This is a genomic window from Nonomuraea wenchangensis (assembly GCF_900111685.1).
Classification (GTDB): Bacteria; Actinomycetota; Actinomycetes; order Streptosporangiales; family Streptosporangiaceae; genus Nonomuraea; species Nonomuraea wenchangensis.
In genome coordinates, this window is the sequence record NZ_FOHX01000014.1 from 40,600 (window position 1) to 59,721 (window position 19,122).

General features: G+C 71.6%; 18 protein-coding genes. 10 read left to right on the forward strand and 8 right to left on the reverse strand.

Annotated features, from left to right (window positions below; all coding sequences use genetic code 11):
• Window positions 1–4: 4 nt before the first annotated feature.
• The 5 genes from BMW85_RS33620 to BMW85_RS33640 form a co-directional block, all read right to left on the reverse strand.
• Window positions 5–511, reverse strand: a complete 507-nt coding sequence (locus BMW85_RS33620; RefSeq protein WP_091089661.1) for a methylated-DNA--[protein]-cysteine S-methyltransferase — start codon at window positions 509–511, stop codon at window positions 5–7.
• Window positions 508–1,926 carry an AlkA N-terminal domain-containing protein gene (locus BMW85_RS33625; RefSeq protein WP_091089664.1) on the reverse strand — a complete coding sequence of 473 codons (1,419 nt, stop codon included), beginning with the start codon at window positions 1,924–1,926 and terminating at the stop codon, window positions 508–510. The genes BMW85_RS33620 and BMW85_RS33625 overlap by 4 nt, the downstream gene beginning before the upstream one ends.
• Window positions 1,927–1,996: 70 nt before the next feature.
• Window positions 1,997–2,935 (reverse strand): NYN domain-containing protein, encoded by a 939-nt coding sequence (locus BMW85_RS33630; protein WP_026214889.1) that lies wholly within the window; start codon window positions 2,933–2,935, stop codon window positions 1,997–1,999.
• A 107-nt stretch (window positions 2,936–3,042) separates the two neighbouring features.
• Window positions 3,043–3,255: an acyl-CoA carboxylase subunit epsilon gene (locus BMW85_RS33635; RefSeq protein WP_091089666.1), complete on the reverse strand. Its 213-nt coding sequence runs from the start codon at window positions 3,253–3,255 to the stop codon at window positions 3,043–3,045.
• Window positions 3,252–4,859, reverse strand: a complete 1,608-nt coding sequence (locus BMW85_RS33640) for an acyl-CoA carboxylase subunit beta (protein ID WP_091089668.1) — start codon at window positions 4,857–4,859, stop codon at window positions 3,252–3,254. Before BMW85_RS33640 ends, BMW85_RS33635 begins: the two co-directional genes overlap by 4 nt.
• A 36-nt stretch (window positions 4,860–4,895) precedes the next feature.
• Between BMW85_RS33640 and BMW85_RS33645 the strand changes: the two genes are divergently transcribed.
• The 3 genes from BMW85_RS33645 to BMW85_RS33655 all read left to right on the forward strand — a co-directional run bounded on the left by BMW85_RS33645 (window position 4,896) and on the right by BMW85_RS33655 (window position 9,972).
• Window positions 4,896–5,714 (forward strand): ABC transporter ATP-binding protein, encoded by an 819-nt coding sequence (locus tag BMW85_RS33645; protein WP_091089671.1) that lies wholly within the window; start codon window positions 4,896–4,898, stop codon window positions 5,712–5,714.
• Window positions 5,711–7,282, forward strand: a complete 1,572-nt coding sequence (locus BMW85_RS33650; protein WP_091089673.1) for a hypothetical protein — start codon at window positions 5,711–5,713, stop codon at window positions 7,280–7,282. Before BMW85_RS33645 ends, BMW85_RS33650 begins: the two co-directional genes overlap by 4 nt.
• A 68-nt stretch (window positions 7,283–7,350) precedes the next feature.
• The gene (locus BMW85_RS33655) at window positions 7,351–9,972 is read left to right on the forward strand and encodes a phosphoenolpyruvate carboxylase (RefSeq protein ID WP_091089674.1); all 2,622 of its coding nucleotides are present in this window, start codon (window positions 7,351–7,353) and stop codon (window positions 9,970–9,972) included.
• Window positions 9,973–9,979: 7 nt separating this feature from the next.
• Here BMW85_RS33655 and BMW85_RS33660 read toward each other — a convergent pair whose 3' ends face one another.
• The 3 genes from BMW85_RS33660 to BMW85_RS33670 are packed head-to-tail and all read right to left on the reverse strand — an operon-like array spanning window position 9,980 to window position 14,162.
• Window positions 9,980–11,062, reverse strand: coding sequence for an epoxide hydrolase family protein (locus BMW85_RS33660; protein ID WP_091089677.1), 1,083 nt, complete (start codon window positions 11,060–11,062; stop codon window positions 9,980–9,982).
• A gap of 56 nt (window positions 11,063–11,118) precedes the next feature.
• The gene (gene fdhD / locus BMW85_RS33665; protein WP_091089679.1) at window positions 11,119–11,961 is read right to left on the reverse strand and encodes a formate dehydrogenase accessory sulfurtransferase FdhD; all 843 of its coding nucleotides are present in this window, start codon (window positions 11,959–11,961) and stop codon (window positions 11,119–11,121) included.
• Window positions 11,958–14,162 carry an FdhF/YdeP family oxidoreductase gene (locus BMW85_RS33670; protein WP_091089682.1) on the reverse strand — a complete coding sequence of 735 codons (2,205 nt, stop codon included), beginning with the start codon at window positions 14,160–14,162 and terminating at the stop codon, window positions 11,958–11,960. Before BMW85_RS33670 ends, fdhD begins: the two co-directional genes overlap by 4 nt.
• A 33-nt stretch (window positions 14,163–14,195) precedes the next feature.
• On the opposite strand from BMW85_RS33670, the gene BMW85_RS33675 reads away from it, so the two are divergent.
• The 7 genes from BMW85_RS33675 to bfr all read left to right on the forward strand — a co-directional run bounded on the left by BMW85_RS33675 (window position 14,196) and on the right by bfr (window position 19,075).
• Window positions 14,196–15,017 carry a biotin--[acetyl-CoA-carboxylase] ligase gene (locus BMW85_RS33675; protein ID WP_091089683.1) on the forward strand — a complete coding sequence of 274 codons (822 nt, stop codon included), beginning with the start codon at window positions 14,196–14,198 and terminating at the stop codon, window positions 15,015–15,017.
• Window positions 15,018–15,063: 46 nt separating this feature from the next.
• A complete protein-coding gene (locus tag BMW85_RS33680) occupies window positions 15,064–15,576 on the forward strand; it encodes a PH domain-containing protein (RefSeq protein WP_091089686.1) in 513 nt (170 codons plus the stop codon).
• Window positions 15,573–16,544, forward strand: coding sequence for an adenylate/guanylate cyclase domain-containing protein (locus BMW85_RS33685; protein ID WP_091089688.1), 972 nt, complete (start codon window positions 15,573–15,575; stop codon window positions 16,542–16,544). Before BMW85_RS33680 ends, BMW85_RS33685 begins: the two co-directional genes overlap by 4 nt.
• 15 nt (window positions 16,545–16,559) lie before the next feature.
• Entirely contained in the window at window positions 16,560–17,648 is a 1,089-nt protein-coding gene (locus BMW85_RS33690) for an S-(hydroxymethyl)mycothiol dehydrogenase (protein WP_091089690.1), read from the forward strand.
• Window positions 17,645–18,265, forward strand: a complete 621-nt coding sequence (locus tag BMW85_RS33695) for an MBL fold metallo-hydrolase (RefSeq protein WP_091089692.1) — start codon at window positions 17,645–17,647, stop codon at window positions 18,263–18,265. The genes BMW85_RS33690 and BMW85_RS33695 overlap by 4 nt, the downstream gene beginning before the upstream one ends.
• Window positions 18,266–18,384: 119 nt before the next feature.
• The gene (locus BMW85_RS33700) at window positions 18,385–18,561 is read left to right on the forward strand and encodes a (2Fe-2S)-binding protein (RefSeq protein WP_091089695.1); all 177 of its coding nucleotides are present in this window, start codon (window positions 18,385–18,387) and stop codon (window positions 18,559–18,561) included.
• Window positions 18,562–18,583: 22 nt separating this feature from the next.
• Window positions 18,584–19,075: a bacterioferritin gene (gene bfr / locus BMW85_RS33705; RefSeq protein ID WP_091089696.1), complete on the forward strand. Its 492-nt coding sequence runs from the start codon at window positions 18,584–18,586 to the stop codon at window positions 19,073–19,075.
• Window positions 19,076–19,122 lie beyond the last annotated feature (47 nt).

A 19,122-nucleotide genomic window follows, 5' to 3' on the forward strand; every position in this document is an offset into this window, starting at 1 on the left:
ACACTCAGTTAGTAATTCCTCCCGATTCGTGGGCGAGCAGCCACTCCTTGACCGGAACGCCGTAGTAGTAGCCGCCGTAGCCGCCCGTGCTCGGCAGGACCCGGTGGCACGGCACGAACGGGGCGATGAGATTCTGGGCGCAGGCGGAGCCGGCCGCGCGGGCCGCCGTACGCGGGAGTCCGGCGCGTTCGGCCAGCTCGGCGTAGGAGACGGTGGTGCCGGCCGGGACCTCGCGCAGCACCGCGTGCAGCCGCTTGCGGGTGGGCGAGCCGGGCTGCTCGACGGGTACGCCGTCCAGCGCGCCGAGGTCGCCCGCGAAGTACGCGCGCACCGCCTCCGCGGCCGGCCCGAGGTCGTCCACCACCTCCAGCCCCTCCGCGCGCCGCTCGGGAGCGAGCCGGGCGAACATCTGCTCGGGGTCGGCCGTGAAGCCGGCCGCCACCAGCACCCCCTCGCGGGCCAGCAGGGCGAGCGGGCCGATCGGGGTCGGGACGAGCTGTGCAGCGATCATGATGAGCTCCAGAGGTGCAGCGCGGCGTAGGCCCGCCAGGGCCGCCACCGCTCGGTTTCGTCGTCGGGGATGCCCAGGGCGGCCATCCGCTTCCTGAGCACCAGGTCGCCCGCGGGCCAGGCGTCGGGGTCGCGCAGTGCCCGCAGCGCGACGTAGCCGGCGGTCCACGGGCCGATGCCGGGCACGTCGAGCAGTGCCGCGACGGCCTCGGCGGGGTCCTGGCCGCCGTCGAGGTCGAGGTGGCCCTCGGTGATCCTGGTGGCCAGTTCCTTGAGCGTGGTGATGCGGCGGCCGGTGAGGCCGAGCCCGGTGAGGTCGGTCTCCAGCAGGTGGCCGGGGGCGGGGAAGAGGCCGTCGGGCGCGGCGGCGCGGGCGACGATGCGCCCGAGCAGCGTACGGGCCCCGGCCACCGAGACCTGCTGCCCCACGACCGCCCGCACGGCCAGCTCGAACCCGTCGAACGTCCCCGGCACCCGCAGCCCCGGCCGGGCCGCGACCAGCGGCCCGAGCGAGGTCCGGCCGAGCGCCTCGGAGATCGCCTCCGGGTCGGCGTCCAGGTCGAGCAGCCGGCGGCAGCGGGCCACGACGCGGGCGAGCTGCCGCGTGTCGTCCACCGCCACGTCGAGCGCGACGTGGTCGGGCCGGGGCGTGAGCGTGATCGTCCCGCCGGGCACCGCCCGCGCGTACGAGGTCCGGTCCGCGCTCTCCAGCCTCGGGATCGCCCGGGCGGTGAGGAACGCGAAGACGCCGTCCACGTCGTACGGCTCCCGCCGGTGCAGCCGCAACCGCAGCGGCGCGGGCCCGGCGCTCTCCGCCCCGGGGTCGCGCACGGCGACCGGACGGCTCCCGGCCGTGGCGCGCAGCTCGCTCGGCGTGAACCCGTACGTCTCCCGCATCGTCGCGTTGAACTGCCGTACGCTGCCGAACCCGGCCGCGAACGCCACGTCCGTGATCGGCAGCACGGTCTCCGTCAGCAGTTGCTTGGCCAGCAGCAGCCGTTTCGTCCGCGCCACCGCGAGCGGCCCGGCGCCCAGCTCGGCCACGAACAGCCGGTGCAGGTGCCGTTCGGTGATGTGCAGCCGCCTGGCCAGCCCGGCCACGCCCTGCTCGTCGGCCGCGCCGTCGTCGATGAGCCGCAGCGCCCGGCCCACGAGGTCGCCCCGCAGGTCCCAGCCGGGATCGCCGGGCGACAGCTCGGGGCGGCAGCGCTTGCACGGCCGGAACCCGGCCGCCTCCGCCGAGGCCGCGTGCCGGTAGAAACGTACGTTCCTGGACGCAGGCGTACGCGCCGGGCAGATCGGACGGCAGTAGATGCGCGTCGTCGTCACCGCCGTGTAGAAGCGCCCGTCGAACCGGGCGTCCCTGGCGGAGACGGCCCGGTAACAGGAGTCGAAGTCGAGCTCCAGTGGAGACATACTTCGACGGTACGCGCTGCCAGGAGGCGGCGACCGGCGGTTTTCGGACCTGATCGTCCGCGATGTTCGGCTACTTGGAGGAGACGCCGACCCCCAGGTCGAACTCCCGGTAGACACGCGCCCAGAACCCGTCGCGCAGCCACACCCGCGCCTCGGGGAAGGGCCGCAGCGAGTGACCGAGCTCCTTCTCGGCCTCGATCAGCAGCTCGGTGTCGATGACGGTCGGCAGGATCGGTCCAGGCAGCAGGTCGCGGATGTTGTCACGGCCACGGGTGAGGATCCACTTCTGTGCCACGTGCTCGCCGACGTCCTCGACGCGCGGGCGGCTCGGGCCGAGCTTGGCCACCTGGCCCGGCTTGGCGTGCGGCTTGACCGGCGCGCGGCCGGCGAAGACCTGGGCGGGCGACGGCGTGACCGGCGGGGCGACCGCCACGGGCTGCGGAGCACGGCTGAAAAAGGGCCTCAGGAAATCAGCGGAGATCACTTCGACGGTGTCGGACTCCCACACCAGGCGTTCGGCCTGGTTGGTGCCGTAAGGCGGCTCGACACCCCAAAGGTGGATGCGCACGCCGTACGCCTGCGCCGCCTCCACCGCCGGGACCATGTCCTCATCGCCGGCCAGCAGGATGGTGTCGGTGACGGCATGGTGCCTGGCCAGCGCCTCCAGATCGCTCCTGATCTGGGCGTCCACGCCTTTCTGCTGACCACGGGCGTTGAGGTTGCCAAGCCTTACCTTGACCCAGGGGAGCTGGGCGATGACCCGCTGATCGACGGTGGGCACGCGGTCACGGGCGGCGTCATACCAATAGATCCGCAAGAGTTCGCCAGAAATACGTTCCTCTGCATGTTTCTGCAGACTCTGGATGAGCTCATCAGCGGCCACCCGATATTCCTTGCGTTCCTTCGCGCCCAGCAGCACTTCACCGGCCGCCGCGTAGAGATAACCGACATCCACCAGGACTGCGTACTTGGCTGCCACAGGATGCGGCATGAGGTCTGGGATGGCCATGTCGTCCTCCAGGCCGCGGTGTTAGTTGATCGGCTGACTATATACGCCTACTTTCTCTAGATAGTCCCAACTCCCGGGGAACTTGACACCCGATTCCCAGGATCTATCTAGGGCAGGGCGCTCATCCGCCATGCCGACTTCCCTGGGACGACAGGCTTACGCATACCTCTAGCTGGGTTTCGCCATCTTTGCGGAGGGGCCTGCGGAGCGGGCTCCGGCGGGGCCTGCCGGGTGGCCAGCGCGACCACCAGGGCGGCGAGCTCCTCGGGCGTGGCGTCGCCGTGGACGACGCGCAGTCCTGGTGCCGGCGGCGGGGTCACAGCGGGATGTTCCCGTGCTTCTTGGGTGGGAGCGTGGCGCGCTTGTTGCGGAGCGCGCGCAGCGCCCGGACGATCTGGGGGCGGGTTTCGGACGGCCGGATCACCGTGTCCACGTAGCCGCGTTCGGCCGCGATGTACGGATTGGCCAGCGTGTCCTCGTACTCGGTGACGAGCCTGGCGCGCTGGTCGTCGGGGTCGTCGGCGGCGGCGAGCTCGCGCCGGTAGAGGATGTTGACCGCGCCCTGCGCGCCCATGACCGCGATCTGGGCGGTGGGCCAGGCGAGGTTGACGTCCGCGCCGAGGTGCTTGGAGCCCATGACGTCGTACGCGCCGCCGTACGCCTTGCGGGTGATCACCGTGACCAGCGGGACGGTGGCCTCGGCGTAGGCGTAGAGGAGCTTGGCGCCGCGGCGGATGATTCCGTTCCATTCCTGATCGGTGCCGGGGAGGAAACCCGGGACATCCACAAAAGTCAGGATAGGAATATTAAACGCATCACATGTTCGAATAAAGCGTGCCGCTTTCTCGGATGCGTTGATATCCAGACAACCTGCGAAATGCATGGGCTGGTTGGCCACCACGCCCACCGGCCGGCCGTCCACGCGCCCGTAGCCGACCACGATGTTCGGCGCGAACCGCGCGTGGACCTCCAGGAACTCCCCGTCGTCCAGCACCCGCCCGATCACCCGGTGCATGTCGTACGGCTGGTTGGGCGAGTCGGGGATCAGCTCGTCCAGCTCGGGATCGGGATCGAGGTCCGCGGCGGCCGGGTAGGCCGGGGGGTCGTCCAGGTTGTTGGACGGCAGGTAGGACAGCAGCGCCCGCACATAGTCGAGCGCGTCGTTCTCGTCGGCCGCCTGGTAGTGGGCCACGCCCGACTTCGTGTTGTGCGCGTGCGCCCCGCCGAGCTCCTCGAACGTCACCTCCTCGCCCGTCACCGTCTTGATGACGTCGGGCCCGGTGATGAACATGTGCGAGGTCTGGTCCACCATCACCACGAAGTCGGTCAGCGCGGGGGAGTAGACGTGCCCGCCGGCCGCCGCGCCCATGATGAGCGAGATCTGCGGGATCACGCCGGAGGCGTGCACGTTGCGCTTGAAGATCTCGGCGTACAGGCCGAGCGCGACCACGCCCTCCTGGATGCGCGCGCCGCCGCCCTCGTTGACGCCGATGATGGGGCAGCCGGTCTTGAGCGCCAGGTCCAGGACCTTGACGATCTTCTCGCCGTACACCTCGCCGAGGGAGCCGCCGAAGACCGTCACGTCCTGGGAGAACACGCAGACCTGCCGGCCGTCGACCGTGCCGTGCCCGGCGATCACGCCGTCACCGTACGGCCGCCGCTGCTCCAGGCCGAACATCGTCGAGCGGTGCCTGGCGAACGCGTCGAACTCCACGAACGAGCCCTCGTCCAGCAGCGCGAGCACCCGCTCCCTGGCGGTCATCTTGCCCTTGGCGTGCTGCTTGTCGACGGCGGACGCGGATCCGGCGTGCACCGCCTCGTCCAGCCGCCGCTCCAGATCGGCGATCTTCCCGGCGGTCGTGTGGATGTCCGGCTTGTCGGGCTTATCCGTCTTCTCCGGTTTTGACTCGGCGGCAGCGCTCATGCGCGCAAGGCTAGTACCTCCTCCTAGAGTGGTTCCATGACGGATGCCGTACGCACCCACGGCCTGTTCAAGAGGTACGGGCAGCAGATCGCGGTGGCAGGGGTCGACCTCGTGGTCCCTGCCGGCAGCTTCGCGGGCCTGGTCGGCCCCAACGGAGCGGGCAAGACCACCACGCTCAGCATGATCACCGGGCTGCTCCGCCCCGACGGCGGCACGGCCGAGATCGACGGCTTCCACGTCTGGCGTGACCCCGTCGAGGTCAAAGCTCGCATCGGCGTGCTGCCCGAGGGGCTGCGGCTGTTCGAGCGGCTGTCCGGGCGGGAGCTGCTGACCTACTCCGGCAGGCTGCGCGGGCTCCCCAAGGCCGAGGTCGAGCGGCGGGCGGAGGAGTTGCTCACCGTCATGGACCTCACCGGGGCCGCCGACAAGCTCGTCGTCGACTACTCCACAGGCATGCGCAAGAAGATCGGGCTGGCCTCGGCGCTGCTGCACAACCCGTCGGTGCTGTTCCTGGACGAGCCGTTCGAGGGCGTCGACCCGGTCAGCGCCAACACGCTCACCGAGGTGCTGCGGGGCTTCACGGCCTCCGGCTCCACCGTCATCTTCTCCAGCCACGTGATGGACCTCGTCGAGCGGCTGTGCGACTGGGTGTCGGTGATGAACCAGGGGCACATCGTGGCGCAGGGGCCGCTGGAGCAGGTCCGCGGCGGGCGGCGGCTCAACGAGGCGTTCCTGGAGCTGGTCGGCGGCACCGGGCACGCCCGCGGCGGCGGCCTGTCCTGGCTCGGCGCCGGCGCCCGCCAACCAGCCCCCGCTCCCGCCCCCGTCGACGAACCAAGGCAGGACGCGCAGTGAGCACGGTCGCCCTCTTCGCGCGGCTGAAGCTGCGCCTGCTCGCCGGCAACCTGCGCGGCGACCTCCAGCGCAAGCTCGGCTTCCTGCTCACCACGGTCGTCGCGCTCGGCACGGCCGTGCTCGGCTTCCTCCTGATGAGCCTGCTGCGGCTCGCGCCCCGCGAGCTCGCCGTCGAGCTGGTGATCGTCGCCTTCACCCTGTTCCTGATCGGCTGGATGATCGTGCCGTTGCTGGCCTTCGGCCTCGACGACACGCTCGACCCCGCCAAGCTCGCGCTGTTCCCGCTGCCCGCCCGCAGCCTCGCGATCGGCATGTTCACCGCGTCCGTGACCGGCGTGTGGCCGCTCACGATGCTCGTCGTCACCTCCGGAGCGCTCATCGCGCTCCCTACCGGGATCGGCGGATTGCTGCTCGGCGTGCCCGCCGTGCTGCTGCAGTTCGCGCTCTGCGTGGTGACCTCGCGCCTGATCACCACGGGGCTGTCCAGCGCGCTCCGCACCCGGCGCGGCCGGGACGTGCTGGCCGTGGCCGCCCTCTTCGTCGTCCTGGTCGCGCAGCTGCCCAACCTGCTGCTCAACCGCGGGTTCGGCGACCCCGAGGCGCTGCTGGCCGGGCTGGCCGGCGTCCTGCGCTGGACCCCGCCCGGCATGGCGGCGCACGCGATCGCCGACGGCGGCCTGACCGGCCTGGGAGAGCTGGCGCTCCTGGCGCTGCTCACGGCGGCGATCGGCTGGCTGTGGATCAAGGCGCTGAGCCGGGCGCTGGTGACGCCGGACGTCTCCACGCAGGCGGCGTCGGTGCGCAAGGACAGCGGCTGGATCGACCGGGTGCTGCCCGACGGGCCGCTCGCCGCCGTCGTCGGCAAGGAGCTGAAGTACATCAGGCGCGAGCCGCGCTTCCGGGTGGGCTGGTTCAGCGCCATCGTCGTCACGCTCATCCTGTCGTTCTCGCTCGGCCGCACGGCCGGCGAGGGCGGGCCGGGCGGCCCGGCGCTGCCGATCGTCATCACCGCCTTCGGCGCGCTGATGATCGCCCTCCAGTCGGGCAACACGTTCGGTTTCGACGGCCGCTCGCTCTGGATGAACGCCGTGACGTTCGGCTCGGAACGCGACCTCGGCACCGACCTCGCCGGCCGCCACCTCGCCAACGCGCTCATCGCGACGCCGCTGCTCGCCGTGATCGCGGTCGCCACCGGGCTGTTCACCGGGCATCCCGGCTCGATCCTGCCCGCGATGCTGGCCGGGTGGGGCGCGCTCGGCATCGGGCTCGGGGTCGGCTCGATGACCAGTGTGGTGCTGCCGTACGGGGTGCCCGAGCGGATGAACGCCTTCAGCAGCGCCGCCCCCGGACAGGGCGGGCAGGCGTTCGCGTCCTCGATGGGGGCGATGGCCGGCATCGCGCTGCTGTCGCTGCCGTTCCTGGTGCCGCTCGCGTTCGGGCTGCTGTGGGTGAGCGTGGCGGCCCCCTTCTACGGGCTCCTCGTCGAGGTGCTCGGCCGCCGGCTCGCGGCGCGGATCGGCTTCGCCCGGCTGCCGGAGCTGATGGCGGCCGTGGGTAAGGCGTCCTGACCAGTGGTCTAGTCCAATAAGTGAGACCGGTCTGCGCTCGCGAAAACCGACTCGCTACCCTTCGAAGCATGATTGACCAGGGGTTCGAACGTCGCAGCGCGGCCGTGACGGAGATGCCGGACGAGCTGCGCCACGACGTGCGGCTGCTCGGCAAACTGCTCGGTCAGGTGCTCGCGGAGCAAGGTGGCGAAGACCTGCTGGCCGACGTCGAACGGTTGCGCAAGGCCGTCATCGCGGCGCGCAGGGGCGAGGTCTCGGCCGACGAGATCACCGCCATGGTCGCCGGTTGGGAGATCGAGCGGGCGGTCGAGGTCGCCCGCGCCTTCACCTGCTACTTCCACCTGGCCAACCTGGCCGAGGAGCATTACAGGATCCGCACGCTGCGCGAGCGGGACACCGAGGGCAGGGTCCAGCGCGAGTCGCTGGCGCAGGCCGTCCACGAGCTGGGTCACGAGCGGGTGACCGAGCTGCTGGCCGGCCTGGAGCTGCACCCGGTGCTCACCGCGCACCCGACCGAGGCGCGCAGGCGGGCCGTCGTCACCGCCATCCAGCGCGTCAGCCACCAGCTCACCGAGTACAACACCCCGGGTCGCGGGGCCACCGAGCGCGCCGAGAGCCGGCGCCGCCTGCTGGAGGAGATCGACCTGCTGTGGCGCACCGCCCAGCTCCGCTCCACCAAGCTCGACCCGCTCGACGAGGTGCGCACCGCCATGGCCGCCTTCGACGAGACCCTCTTCCGCATGGTGCCCCAGGTCTACCGCGCGCTCGACGCCGCGCTCGACCCGGCGACGGGCACCCGGCCGCCACAGGCCAGGCCCTTCATCCGGTACGGCAGCTGGATCGGCGGCGACCGCGACGGCAACCCGTACGTGACGGCCAAGGTCACCCGCGAGACCATCCAGATCCAGTCCGACCACGTGCTGGCCGCGCTGGAGACCGCCTGCGCCCGCATCGGCCGCACGCTGACCGCCTCCGCCCAGTTCACGCCGTGCTCGCCGGAGCTGAAGCGGGCGCTCGCGGCGGCCGTGGCCGCGCACCCGGAGATCGTCTCCGAGCTGGCCACGCGTTCGCCGCGCGAGCCGCACCGGCAGTGGCTGCTGTTCGTGGCCGCCCGCATCGCCGCCACCCAGCGCCGCCACCTCGACCTGGCCTACCGCTCGCCCGCCGACCTGCTCGCCGACCTGCGGCTGGTGCAGGACTCGCTGGCCGCCTCCACGCCGCGGCAGGCGTACGGCGAGCTGCAGCACCTCATCTGGCAGGTGGAGACGTTCGGCTTCCACCTGGCCGAGCTGGAGGTGCGCCAGCACTCGCAGGTGCACGCGAGCGCCCTTGAGGAGGTGCGGGCCGGCGGCGAGCTGTCCGAGCGCACCGAGGAGGTCCTCGCCACGATCCGGGTGATCTCCTGGATCCAGGAGCGGTTCGGCGTCACGGCCTGCTCCCGCTACGTCGTGTCCTTCACCCGCTCGGCCGACGACGTCGCCGCCGTCTACGAGCTGGCCAGGCACGCGCTCGGCGACCGCGCCCCGGTGCTCGACGTGGTGCCGCTGTTCGAGTCCGGCGAGGACCTCGCCAACTCGCCCGGCGTGCTCAGCGGCATGCTGGAGATCCCCGAGCTGCGGCGCAGGCTGGACGACAACGGCCGGCGCATGGAGATCATGCTCGGCTACTCCGACTCGGCCAAGGAGCTCGGCCCGGCCGCGGCCACCCTGCGCCTGTACGAGGCCCAGGAGGCGCTGACCGCCTGGGCCGCCGAGCACGACGTCAAGCTGCGCATGTTCCACGGCAGGGGCGGCGCGCTCGGCCGTGGCGGCGGCCCGGCCAACCGGGCGGTGCTGGCCCAGGCGCCCGGCTCGGTCGCGGGCCGGTTCAAGGTCACCGAGCAGGGCGAGGTCATCTTCGCCCGCTACGGTCACATCGCGATCGCCCGCCGCCACCTGGAGCAGGTCACCAACGCGGTCCTGCTGGCCTCCTCGCCCACGGTGAGCGCCACGACCTCGGCCGCCGCCGAGCGGTTCCGGGGGCTGGCCGAGCAGGTGGCGGTGGCCTCGGAGGAGGCGTACCGTGCGCTGACCGAGGCCCCCGGCTTCCCGGAGTGGTTCGGCCTGGTGAGCCCGCTGGAGGAGATCGGCACGCTGCGGCTCGGCTCCCGCCCGGCCCGCCGCGGCCTCGGCGCGCCGCGCTCGCTCGACGATCTGCGGGCCATCCCGTGGGTGTTCGCCTGGGCGCAGACCCGGGTCAACCTGCCCGGATGGTACGGCCTCGGCTCCGGACTCGCCGCCGCGGACTCGCTGGACGAGCTGCGGGCGGCGTACGCGGAGTGGCCGCTGTTCAACGCGCTGCTCGACAACGCCGAGATGTCGCTGGCCAAGACCGACCGCTCGATCGCCAAGCGCTATCTGGCGCTCGGCGGGCGCGAGGACTTCGCCCGGCAGGTCCTGGAGGAGTACGACCGCACCCGCGACCTGGTGCTCCGCGTGACCGGCCACGCCCGGTTGCTGGAGAACCGCAAGGTGCTCTCGCGTGCCGTGCAGCTCCGCGATCCGTACGTGGACGCGCTGTCCCACCTGCAGTTGCGCGCCCTGCGCGCGCTCCGCACCGAGAACCCCTCGGAGCGCGAACGCGAGCGGCTGTCCACCCTCCTGCTCCTGTCGGTCAACGGCGTCGCCGCCGGCCTCCAGAACACCGGCTGACCGGGGGTCAGCGGAGGGTGGTGAAGAAGGCGATGACGTCGGAGGTGAGCGCTTCCGTGGCGGTGTGGGCGGTGTAGTGGCCGCGGGCCGGGGCGGGGAGCGTACGCCAGGAGACGATCCGGCTGTGGTCGCGGTCGGCGAAGCGGCGGATGGACTTGAAGTCGCCCTCGCCCATGGCCAGCGCGAGCGGCACCGTCGTCGGCTCCTTCGGCTGTTCCATGCGGGCGTTCTCCCAGTACAGCCGCAGGGCGGAGCCGGCGGTGCCGGTGAGCCAGTGGACGGCCGCGTTGGCGAGCACGAAGTCGTCGTCCAGGTCCTCGTCGAAGAGCTGGGCGAGCCAGCCGACCAGCCCGGCGGGGGAGTCGGCGAGGGCGTGGGCGAGGGTCTGCGGCTGCTGGGAGTGCAGGACGTTGAAGGCGCCCTTCTCCTTCCAGAACCAGTCGAGCACGGCGAGCCCCGCCTGCTCCTCCTCGCTCAGCCCGGCGAACTCGGCCGGGTCGCCGGAGGGGAAGGAGTACACCTGCGTCACGTGCACGCCCACCACGTGCTCGGGGGCGAGCCTGCCGACCTCGGGGGAGATCATGGAGCCGGCGTCGTTGCCGGCCGCGCCGTAGCGGTGGTAGCCGAGCCGGGACATCAGCTCGGTCCAGGCGCGGGCGATGCGCTGGTTGTCCCAGCCGAGCTCCTTGGTCGGGCCGGAGAAGCCGTAGCCGGGCAGGGACGGGACGACCAGGTGGAAGTGGCGCGACAGGGGCTCGATCGCGTCGAGGTACTCCATGATCGAGCCGGGCCAGCCGTGGGTGAGCAGGAGCGGCAGGGCGTCGGGGTCGGCGGCGCGGACGTGGACGAAGTGGATGTTCTGGCCGTCGATCTCGGTGGTGAACTGCGGGTACGCGTTCAGCCGGTCCTCCACCGCGCGCCAGTCGAACCCGTCGCGCCAGCGGGTGACCAGGCGCCGCACCCGCTCGACGGCCACGCCCTGGTCGGTGCCGGGGATCTCGTCGGTGAAGCGGGTGAGGGCGAGGCGGGCCTGGAGGTCGTCGAGGTCGGCCTGCGGGACGGCGACGCGGAAGGGGGTGACGGTCGTCATGACGAGATCCTCTCGGAACGGTTCGTTCTGTTCCAAGAGTATCAGAACGGAATGCTTCATTCCATCAAAATGCGCTCCTCGCCCGCGTACACGTTGCACCGCTCCCCACGCAGGAACCCGACCAGCGTCATACCGAACTCCCTGGCCAGCTCCACCGCCAGCGACGACGGCGCCGAGACCGCGCACACCACCGGCAGGCCCGCGGCCAGCGCCTTCTGCATGATCTCGTAGCTGGTCCGGCCGCTCACCATGAGCACGTGCCCGGCCAGCGGCAGCCGCCCGTTCAGCGCGGCCCAGCCGATCAGCTTGTCCACGGCGTTGTGGCGGCCCACGTCCTCGCGCACCGCCACCGGCTCGCCCGCCCCCGTGAACAGGCCGGCCGCGTGCAGCCCGCCGGTCTTGCCGAACACGCCCTGCCCGCGCCGCAACGCGTCCGGCAGGCCGTACAGGACGGCGGGGGCGAGCCGCAGCGTGTCCTCCGGCAGCGGGCGGCAGCGGTCGCGCAGCGCGTCGAGGCCGGCCGAGCCGCACACGCCGCACGCGCTGGAGGTGACGAAGTGCCGCTCCAGCGCGGGCAGGTCAGGAACGGCGCCGCGCAGCCGCACGGTGACCGTGTTGTAGCGGGCCTCCGGCGGCAGGTCCTCGTCCGTGCAGTACGCGATCGAGGCGATGTCACCCGGCCCGGCCAGCCCCTCACCGTGCAGGAACCCGGCGGCCAGCTCGAAGTCGTGGCCGGGCGTGCGCATGGTGATCGCGACCGTCCGCTGCTCGCCGCCGGCCCCGGTGACCCGGATCTCCAGCGGCTCCTCGGTGGCCAGGTCGTCGCGGCGCTCCCGGACCGCCGAGCCGTTGAGCTCGCGGATCCGGGCGCGGGTGGTGGGGCCGGGCCGCGTCTTCACAGCGGCCGCACGGTGACGACGGCGTTGTAGTCGGGGATGCGCGCCTGCGGCGAGCGCCGGCTCTCGTCCAGCAGCACGTTGCCCTCCGGCCAGTGGACCTGCAGGTTGCCCGGCTGCAACGGGGCCCGCAGCACCCTCCCCTCGTACGTCCGCCCGCCCGAGCGCAGCTCGACCCGCGCGCCGTCGGGCAGGCCGAGGCGGTCGGCGTCGTACGCGCTCATCAGCACCGCCTCGCGCGTCGCTCCGTTGAAGCCGTCGCGCCGCTCGTGGACCATGCTGTTGAACTGCTTGCCGCGCCGCGTCGCCACCATGAACGTCCCGTCCGGCCGCTCCAGCGCGGGCAGCGTGACGGCCGAGAACCGGCCGCGCCCGTCGGACGTCTGGAAGCGGCCGTCGGCGAACAGGTGGCGCCCGCCGTACTGCACGTTGTCGCCGAAGCGGGCGAGGCCCGCGATGCCCGCGTAGAACGGCACCGCCTGCTCGATCTCGGCCCGGATCTGCGGCGTGCCGGTGAACCTGACCCGGTCGGCGACCTCGGGCCGCACCCGGGAGGCCAGCTCGGTGAAGATCTTCCACTCGGGCCACGCCTCGCCGACGCGCGGCCCCTCCACCTCGGGCGAGAAGATGATCCGCCGCTCGGTGGAGGTCTCGGTCACGCCGCCGACCATCTCGTAGCGGGTCTGGGCGGGCAGCAGCAGCACGTCGCCCGCGCCCGGCACCAGCATCTGCGACGACAGCACGATGTCCACGTGGACGCGGAGCGGCAGCCGTTCCAGCGCCTCCCTGCAGTAGGCCGGGTCGGGCAGCACCTCCAGGAAGTTGCCGCCGGAGGAGATCAGCGCGTCCAGCTCGCCCCGGTGCGCGGCGTCGATCATGTCGGTGGCGGTCAGGCCGGGGGAGTCCGGCACCTCGAAGCCCCACATCTCGGTGAACCGGGCCGCGTTCTCCGGGGTGACGGGCAGGCCGCCGGGCAGGCCGGTCGCGTACGCGCCCATCTCGGCGCCGCCCTGCACCCCGCTGTGCCCGCGGATGGGCATCAGCCCGCAGTTGTCCCGCCCGAGGAACCCGCGGGCGAGTGCCAGGTTGACGATCGCGCGCACGTTGTCCTCGCCGTAGGCGTGCTGCGTGATGCCCATCGACCAGACGAGCACGGCCGAGCGGGCCTCGCCGAGCAGCCGCGCCAGGCGGAGCATGTCGTCCCTGGAGGCTCCCGACAGCGCCTCCAGCTCCTCCCACGACTGCGCGGCGACGGCCCGACCGGCTTCGTCGAAGCCGGTCGTCCGCGCGTCCACGAACTCCTTGTCCACCCAGCCGTTCTCGACCAGGTGCTTGAGCACGCCGTTGAGGAAGCCGATGTCGCCGCCGACGTTCACGCCGAAGAACTCGTCGGTGATCTTCGTGCCGAACAGCGCGGACTCGGCGTTGGACGGCACCCAGTAACGTTCCATCCCGGGCTCGCGGTAGGTGTTGACCATGGCGATCCGGGTGCCGGCCTTCTTGGCGTGGTAGAGGTACTTCATCGCGACCGGCTGGTTGTTGGACGGGTTCGAGCCGACGAAGACGATGAGGTCCGAGCCGATCCAGTCGGTGTAGGAGCAGGTCGTGGCCGCCGCGCCGATGGTCTCCTTGAGCGCGACCGTCGAGGGCGAGTGGCAGATGCGGGCGGCGTTGTCGACGTTGTTGCTGCCGAGCGCGCGCACCGCCTTCTGGGCCGCGTAGTAGTTCTCGTTGGGCACGCCGCGGCTGGTCAGGTAGGTGCCCGACCGCTTGCCGCGCAGCCCGTCCGCCGCCACGCGCAGCGCCTCGTCCCAGGACACGCGGGTGAACCCGGGCTCGCCGGCCCGCCGCAGCATCGGGTAGGGCAGCCGCCCCAGCTCCCGCAGCTCCGCGCTGCGCCGCCCGGCGAGCGCGGAGACGTCGCCCAGCAGCGAGACGTCCAGGGCGGGCATGGTGTTGAGCGGCAGCAGCCGCAGCCGGATGTTGCACAGATGGATCTCGTCCATCGTCCAGTCGCGCATGCCCTGCGTGCCGAGCGCGCACCCGTCGCAGGTGCCCTGGTTGAGTATGCGCCAGGCGTAACGTCTGTTGCCCTTGACCGACTTGAACGCCTTCCACAGCTCCAGGTAGTTGTTCGGCTTGCGCAGCCCCAGGCCGAACGGCCGCCACGAGGCCCAGTTGCGCGGGTCAAGACGCTTGCTCATATCGCCATCCTCTCTCCCTGCAAAGATAGGTGGATGCCCGACTCGCGTTATTCCGACCTCGACCGTCCGCCGCTCTCGGAGGCCGCGCTCAACCGCGCCCTCGTCCGTCCGGGCGGCCTGTGGACGGGCGTCACCGTCGTGGAGAGCACCGGCTCCACGAACGCCGACCTCGCCCGCGCCGCCCAGGAAGGCGCGGCCGAAGGCGCGGTGCTGGTGGCCGAGGCGCAGGAGGCCGGGCGCGGCCGGCTCGGCCGGGTCTGGAACGCGCCACCGCGCTCGGGGCTGACGTTCTCGATCCTGCTCCGGCCGGAGGTGCCGGTGGCGTCGCAGGGCTGGCTGCCGCTGCTGTACGGCGTGGCCGCCGCCTCCGCCGTACGCCGCCTGGCCGAGGTGGACGTACGACTGAAGTGGCCCAACGACCTGCTGATCGGCGAGCGCAAGCTGGCCGGGGTGCTGGCCGAGCGGGCCGACGACGCCGTGGTCGTCGGCATGGGGCTGAACGTCTCGCTGCGCGCCACCGAGCTGCCGGTCGCCACCGCCACGTCGCTCGCCATCGAGGAGGCGGCCTGCCTCGATCGCGATCCGCTGCTGCGGGCCGTCCTGCGCGAGGTCGAGGTCCACTACCGCGAGTGGACGGCGGCGGGCGGCGACGCCGAGGCGTGCGGGCTGCGCGCGGCCTACCTCGCCGCCAGCGCCACCGTCGGCCGCCAGGTCAGGGTCGAGCTGCCCGGCCGGCCGGCGCTGATCGGCCGGGCGAGCGGCATCGACCGCTCCGGCTGTCTCGAGGTCGAGGGGCCGGACCGGCTCCACACGCTGAGCGCCGGCGACGTCGTCCACGTGCGTCCCGCGGAATGAGGCATCGGCGTGGCCCCCGGGCGGCGTTGATGGCACGATTTGGGCCATGACCCTTCCCGACCACCATCTGACGCAGGGTGAGCGGCGGATCCGGTCCTTCCACCCCCATTGGAAGCGCCTCATCGGACCGGCCGTCGCTCTCGTGCTCATCGCCGCCGCCTCCGGCGCGGCGCTGTGGTTCATCCCGTCGGACTGGCAGTTCGCCCTCTACGCCAGGGCCGCCGTCGCCGTCATCGCGCTGATCCTGCTGACGATCTGGTCGTTCACGCCCTATCTGCGCTGGAAGAACACCGGCTACGTGCTCACCACCCACCGCTTCACCATCAGCCGGGGCGTGCTCAACAAGTCCACCGACGAGATCCCGATCGCCAAGGTCAACACGGTCAGCTCCGACCAGACCCTGGTGGAGCGGATGCTCGGCTGCGGCACCCTGACCGTCGAGTCCGCGAGCGACCGCGGCGAGATCGTGCTGCGCGACATCCCGCACATCCAGGACGTCCGCCACGACCTGTTCCGGCTCGTCGAGGACGCCTCGGACGGCGAGATCGACGGCCGTTGAGCAGCCAGGGGCGGCCCACGGCCGAGGAGGTCGAGCGGCTGCTGCTCGGCCTGCCGCCGCGTCACACGCGGGCCGGGGTCGCCGAGCTGAGCGGCGTGCCGCAGGAGCTCGCCGCGCGCATCTGGCGCGCGCTCGGCTTCGCCCAGCGCGCCGACGACGCCGTGGCGTTCACCGACGCCGACGTCGAGGCGCTGCGCCGGGTCCGCCACCTGCTCGACACCGGCCTGCTGGACGAGGAGACGGTCGTGCGCATGGCCCGCGCGCTCGGCCAGACCACGGCCAGGCTCGCGCAGTGGCAGGCCGAGATCATGACGAGCGCGATGCTGCCGCCCGAGCCCGGCGACGACGACCTCGCCCGGATCCTCGACGCCACGCGCGGCCTGCTGCCCGACTTCGAGCGCGTGCTCGTGCACGTCTGGCGGGCCCAGCTCGCCGCGGCCGGCACCCGGCTGCTGGCCCTCGCCGACCTCAGCGACGAGCCGCTGCTCACGCGGGTGCCGATGGCGGTGGGCTTCGCCGACCTGGTCTCCTTCACCAGCCGCTCCCGCGAGCTGGACGAGCGGGAGCTGGCCGCGCTGGTGGAGGGGTTCGAGTCGCGGGCCTCCGACGTGGTGGCCTCGCACGGCGCGCGGCTGGTCAAGACGCTGGGCGACGAGGTGCTGTTCACCGCGCCCGGCGCGGCCCAGGCCGCCTCCATCGCGCTCGACCTGGTCGAGGCCGACGAGCTGCGGATCGGGCTGGCGTACGGGCCGGTCGTGCCGATGATGGGCGACGTGTTCGGCACCACGGTCAACCTGGCCGCCCGGCTCACCGCGATCGCGCATCCCGGCTCCGTGCTCGTGGACGCCGCGCTCGCCGCCGAGCTGGACGGCGAGCCGCACGGCTTCGCCCTGCACAGGATCAGGAAACGCCCGGCCAGAGGGCTCGGCGTGGTGCAGCCCTTTGTCTTGCGGAGATCATCCCTCTGACACAAGATGGCTGGCATGCCGTACGAAGTGCAGGGCGTCGTCGCCCGAGGTAAGGGCCAGGAAGTCTCACTCGAAACCGTCGTCGTCCCGGACCCGGGGCCGGGCGAGGCCGTCGTGAACGTACAGGCCTGCGGGGTCTGTCACACCGACCTGCACTACCGGGAGGGCGGGATCAGCGACGACTACCCGTTCCTGCTCGGTCATGAGGCGGCGGGCGTCGTCGAGGCGGTCGGCGACGGCGTGACCGAGGTCGCGCCGGGCGACTTCGTGATCCTCAACTGGCGGGCGGTGTGCGGCCAGTGCCGGGCCTGCCTGCGCGGCCGTCCGTGGTACTGCTTCAACACCCACAACGCCCGGCAGAAGATGACGCTCAAGGACGGCACCGAGCTGTCGCCGGCGCTCGGCATCGGCGCGTTCCTGGAGAAGACGCTGGTGGCCGCCGGCCAGTGCACGAAGGTCTCGGCCGACGCTCCGGCGCAGGTCGCGGGCCTGCTCGGGTGCGGCGTCATGGCCGGGCTCGGCGCGGCGATCAACACCGGCGGCGTCACCCGCGGCGACAGCGTGGCGGTGATCGGCTGCGGCGGCGTCGGCGACGCGGCCGTGCTCGGCGCCTCGCTGGCCGGCGCGTCGAAGATCATCGCGGTGGACGTGGACGAGCGCAAGCTGGAGTGGGCGCGCGACTTCGGCGCCACCCACACGGTCAACTCGCGGGAGAACGACCCGGTCGAGGCGATCCGCGAGCTGACCGGCGGGTTCGGCGCGGACGTCGTCATCGACGCGGTCGGCCGGCCGGAGACGTACGAGCAGGCGTTCTACGCCCGCGACCTGGCCGGGACCGTGGTCCTGGTCGGCGTGCCGACCCCGGAGATGCGCCTCGACCTGCCGCTGCTGGACGTGTTCGGCCGCGGCGGCGCGCTGAAGTCCTCCTGGTACGGCGACTGCCTGCCGAGCCGCGACTTCCCGATGCTCATCGACCTGTTCCTGCAGAACCGGCTGCCGCTGGACAAGTTCGTCACCGAGACCATCGCGCTCGACCAGGTCGAGGAGGCGTTCGCCAAGATGCACCGCGGCGACGTGCTGCGTTCGGTGGTGACCTTCCAGTGATCGACCGGGTCATCACGTCGGGGACGTTCTCGCTGGACGGCGGCACCTGGGAGGTCGACAACAACGTCTGGCTGGTGGGCAACCACCGCGAGGTCGTCGTCATCGACGCCGCCCACGACGCCGAGGCGATCGCCGCGCGGGTCAACGGGCGCGAGGTCAAGGCGATCGTGTGCACCCACGCGCACAACGACCACATCAACGCGGCCCGCGAGCTGGCCGAGCGCACCGGCGCCCCGATCCGGCTGCACCCGGCCGACCAGGTGCTGTGGGAGCAGGAATACGGCGACAAGCTCGGCTACGAGCCGCTGGCCGACGGCGAGCGCATCGAGGTGGGCGGCTGCGTGCTGGAGATCCTGCACACCCCGGGGCACGCGCCGGGCGCGGTGTGCGTCCACGGGCCGGAGCTGGGCGTGCTGTTCAGCGGGGACACGCTGTTCAAGGGCGGGCCGGGGGCGACGGGGCGGTCCTACTCGTCGTTCGAGACGATCATCGACTCGATCAGGAACCGGCTGCTGACGCTGCCGCCGGAGACGGTCGTGCACACGGGCCACGGCGAGTCGACCTCGATCGGCGCCGAGGCGCCGCATCTGGAGGAGTGGATCGCGCGCGGTCACTGAAGATCACCGGGAGGTAGCTCACTGTGACTCAGCTTACATAGGCAAGCCTAACCACAGTGGGCTACTCTTAGGTGTGCCTAACCTTAGGCGCCAGCTCCCGTTGAGAGGCCAGCCCCGGAATGTATGCGTGTATTTGTCGTGCTGTGACAGAAAATGAGGTGCACGACTGCATCGCCGCCGGGGCGAAAAGTGCGAAGCAGATTCGCGACACCACTGGTGCGGGCGGGGACTGTGCCCGTTGTGTGCGGAAGATCTGTGCGATCCTGAAGCGGTCTGAAGAGTTGACGACCGCATAGCCGGATAGCAGGGGGCCCCGTCATGCAGGGCGACAAACAGATCATCGAGTTGCTCAACGAGCAGCTGACCGCCGAGCTCACCGCCATCAACCAGTACTTCCTGCACTCCAAGATGCAGGAGAACTGGGGATACACGCGGCTGGCCGACCACACCCGCGAAGAGTCCTTCGAGGAGATGCGGCACGCGGAGCGGCTGACCGACCGCATCCTCTTCCTTGAGGGGCTGCCCAACTACCAGCGGCTCGGCACCCTGCACATCGGGCAGACCGTCGAGGAGCAGCTCCACGCCGACCTCGAGGTCGAGCTGGCGGTCGTCCAGCGCCTGCGCCCGGCCATCGCGCTCATGCGCGAGAAGGGCGACATCACCTCGGCCAACATCTTCGAGGACATCCTCCGCGACGAGGAGGAGCACATCGACTACCTGGAGACCGAGATCGGCCTGATCGGCAGCCTCGGCATCCAGCTCTACCTCGCCCGTTACGCCAAGACCGAGCCCAAGGACAAGGAATTCTGACCCTGTCCCGGCCTGTTCCTGCTCGCGGAGTGGTCTGACCGAATCCC

Excerpts from the sequence above, each read along its gene's own strand:
- BMW85_RS33620 (WP_091089661.1), bottom strand. The coding sequence starts at position 511 with ATGATCGCTGCACAGCTCGTCCCGACCCCGATCGGCCCGCTCGCCCTG.
- BMW85_RS33625 (WP_091089664.1), bottom strand. The coding sequence starts at position 1,926 with ATGTCTCCACTGGAGCTCGACTTCGACTCCTGTTACCGGGCCGTCTCC.
- BMW85_RS33630 (WP_026214889.1), bottom strand. The coding sequence starts at position 2,935 with ATGGCCATCCCAGACCTCATGCCGCATCCTGTGGCAGCCAAGTACGCA.
- BMW85_RS33640 (WP_091089668.1), bottom strand. The coding sequence starts at position 4,859 with ATGAGCGCTGCCGCCGAGTCAAAACCGGAGAAGACGGATAAGCCCGAC.
- BMW85_RS33645 (WP_091089671.1), top strand. The coding sequence starts at position 4,896 with ATGACGGATGCCGTACGCACCCACGGCCTGTTCAAGAGGTACGGGCAG.
- BMW85_RS33655 (WP_091089674.1), top strand. The coding sequence starts at position 7,351 with ATGATTGACCAGGGGTTCGAACGTCGCAGCGCGGCCGTGACGGAGATG.
- BMW85_RS33660 (WP_091089677.1), bottom strand. The coding sequence starts at position 11,062 with ATGACGACCGTCACCCCCTTCCGCGTCGCCGTCCCGCAGGCCGACCTC.
- BMW85_RS33670 (WP_091089682.1), bottom strand. The coding sequence starts at position 14,162 with ATGAGCAAGCGTCTTGACCCGCGCAACTGGGCCTCGTGGCGGCCGTTC.
- BMW85_RS33675 (WP_091089683.1), top strand. The coding sequence starts at position 14,196 with ATGCCCGACTCGCGTTATTCCGACCTCGACCGTCCGCCGCTCTCGGAG.
- BMW85_RS33680 (WP_091089686.1), top strand. The coding sequence starts at position 15,064 with ATGACCCTTCCCGACCACCATCTGACGCAGGGTGAGCGGCGGATCCGG.
- BMW85_RS33690 (WP_091089690.1), top strand. The coding sequence starts at position 16,560 with ATGCCGTACGAAGTGCAGGGCGTCGTCGCCCGAGGTAAGGGCCAGGAA.
- BMW85_RS33700 (WP_091089695.1), top strand. The coding sequence starts at position 18,385 with ATGTATGCGTGTATTTGTCGTGCTGTGACAGAAAATGAGGTGCACGAC.
- bfr (WP_091089696.1), top strand. The coding sequence starts at position 18,584 with ATGCAGGGCGACAAACAGATCATCGAGTTGCTCAACGAGCAGCTGACC.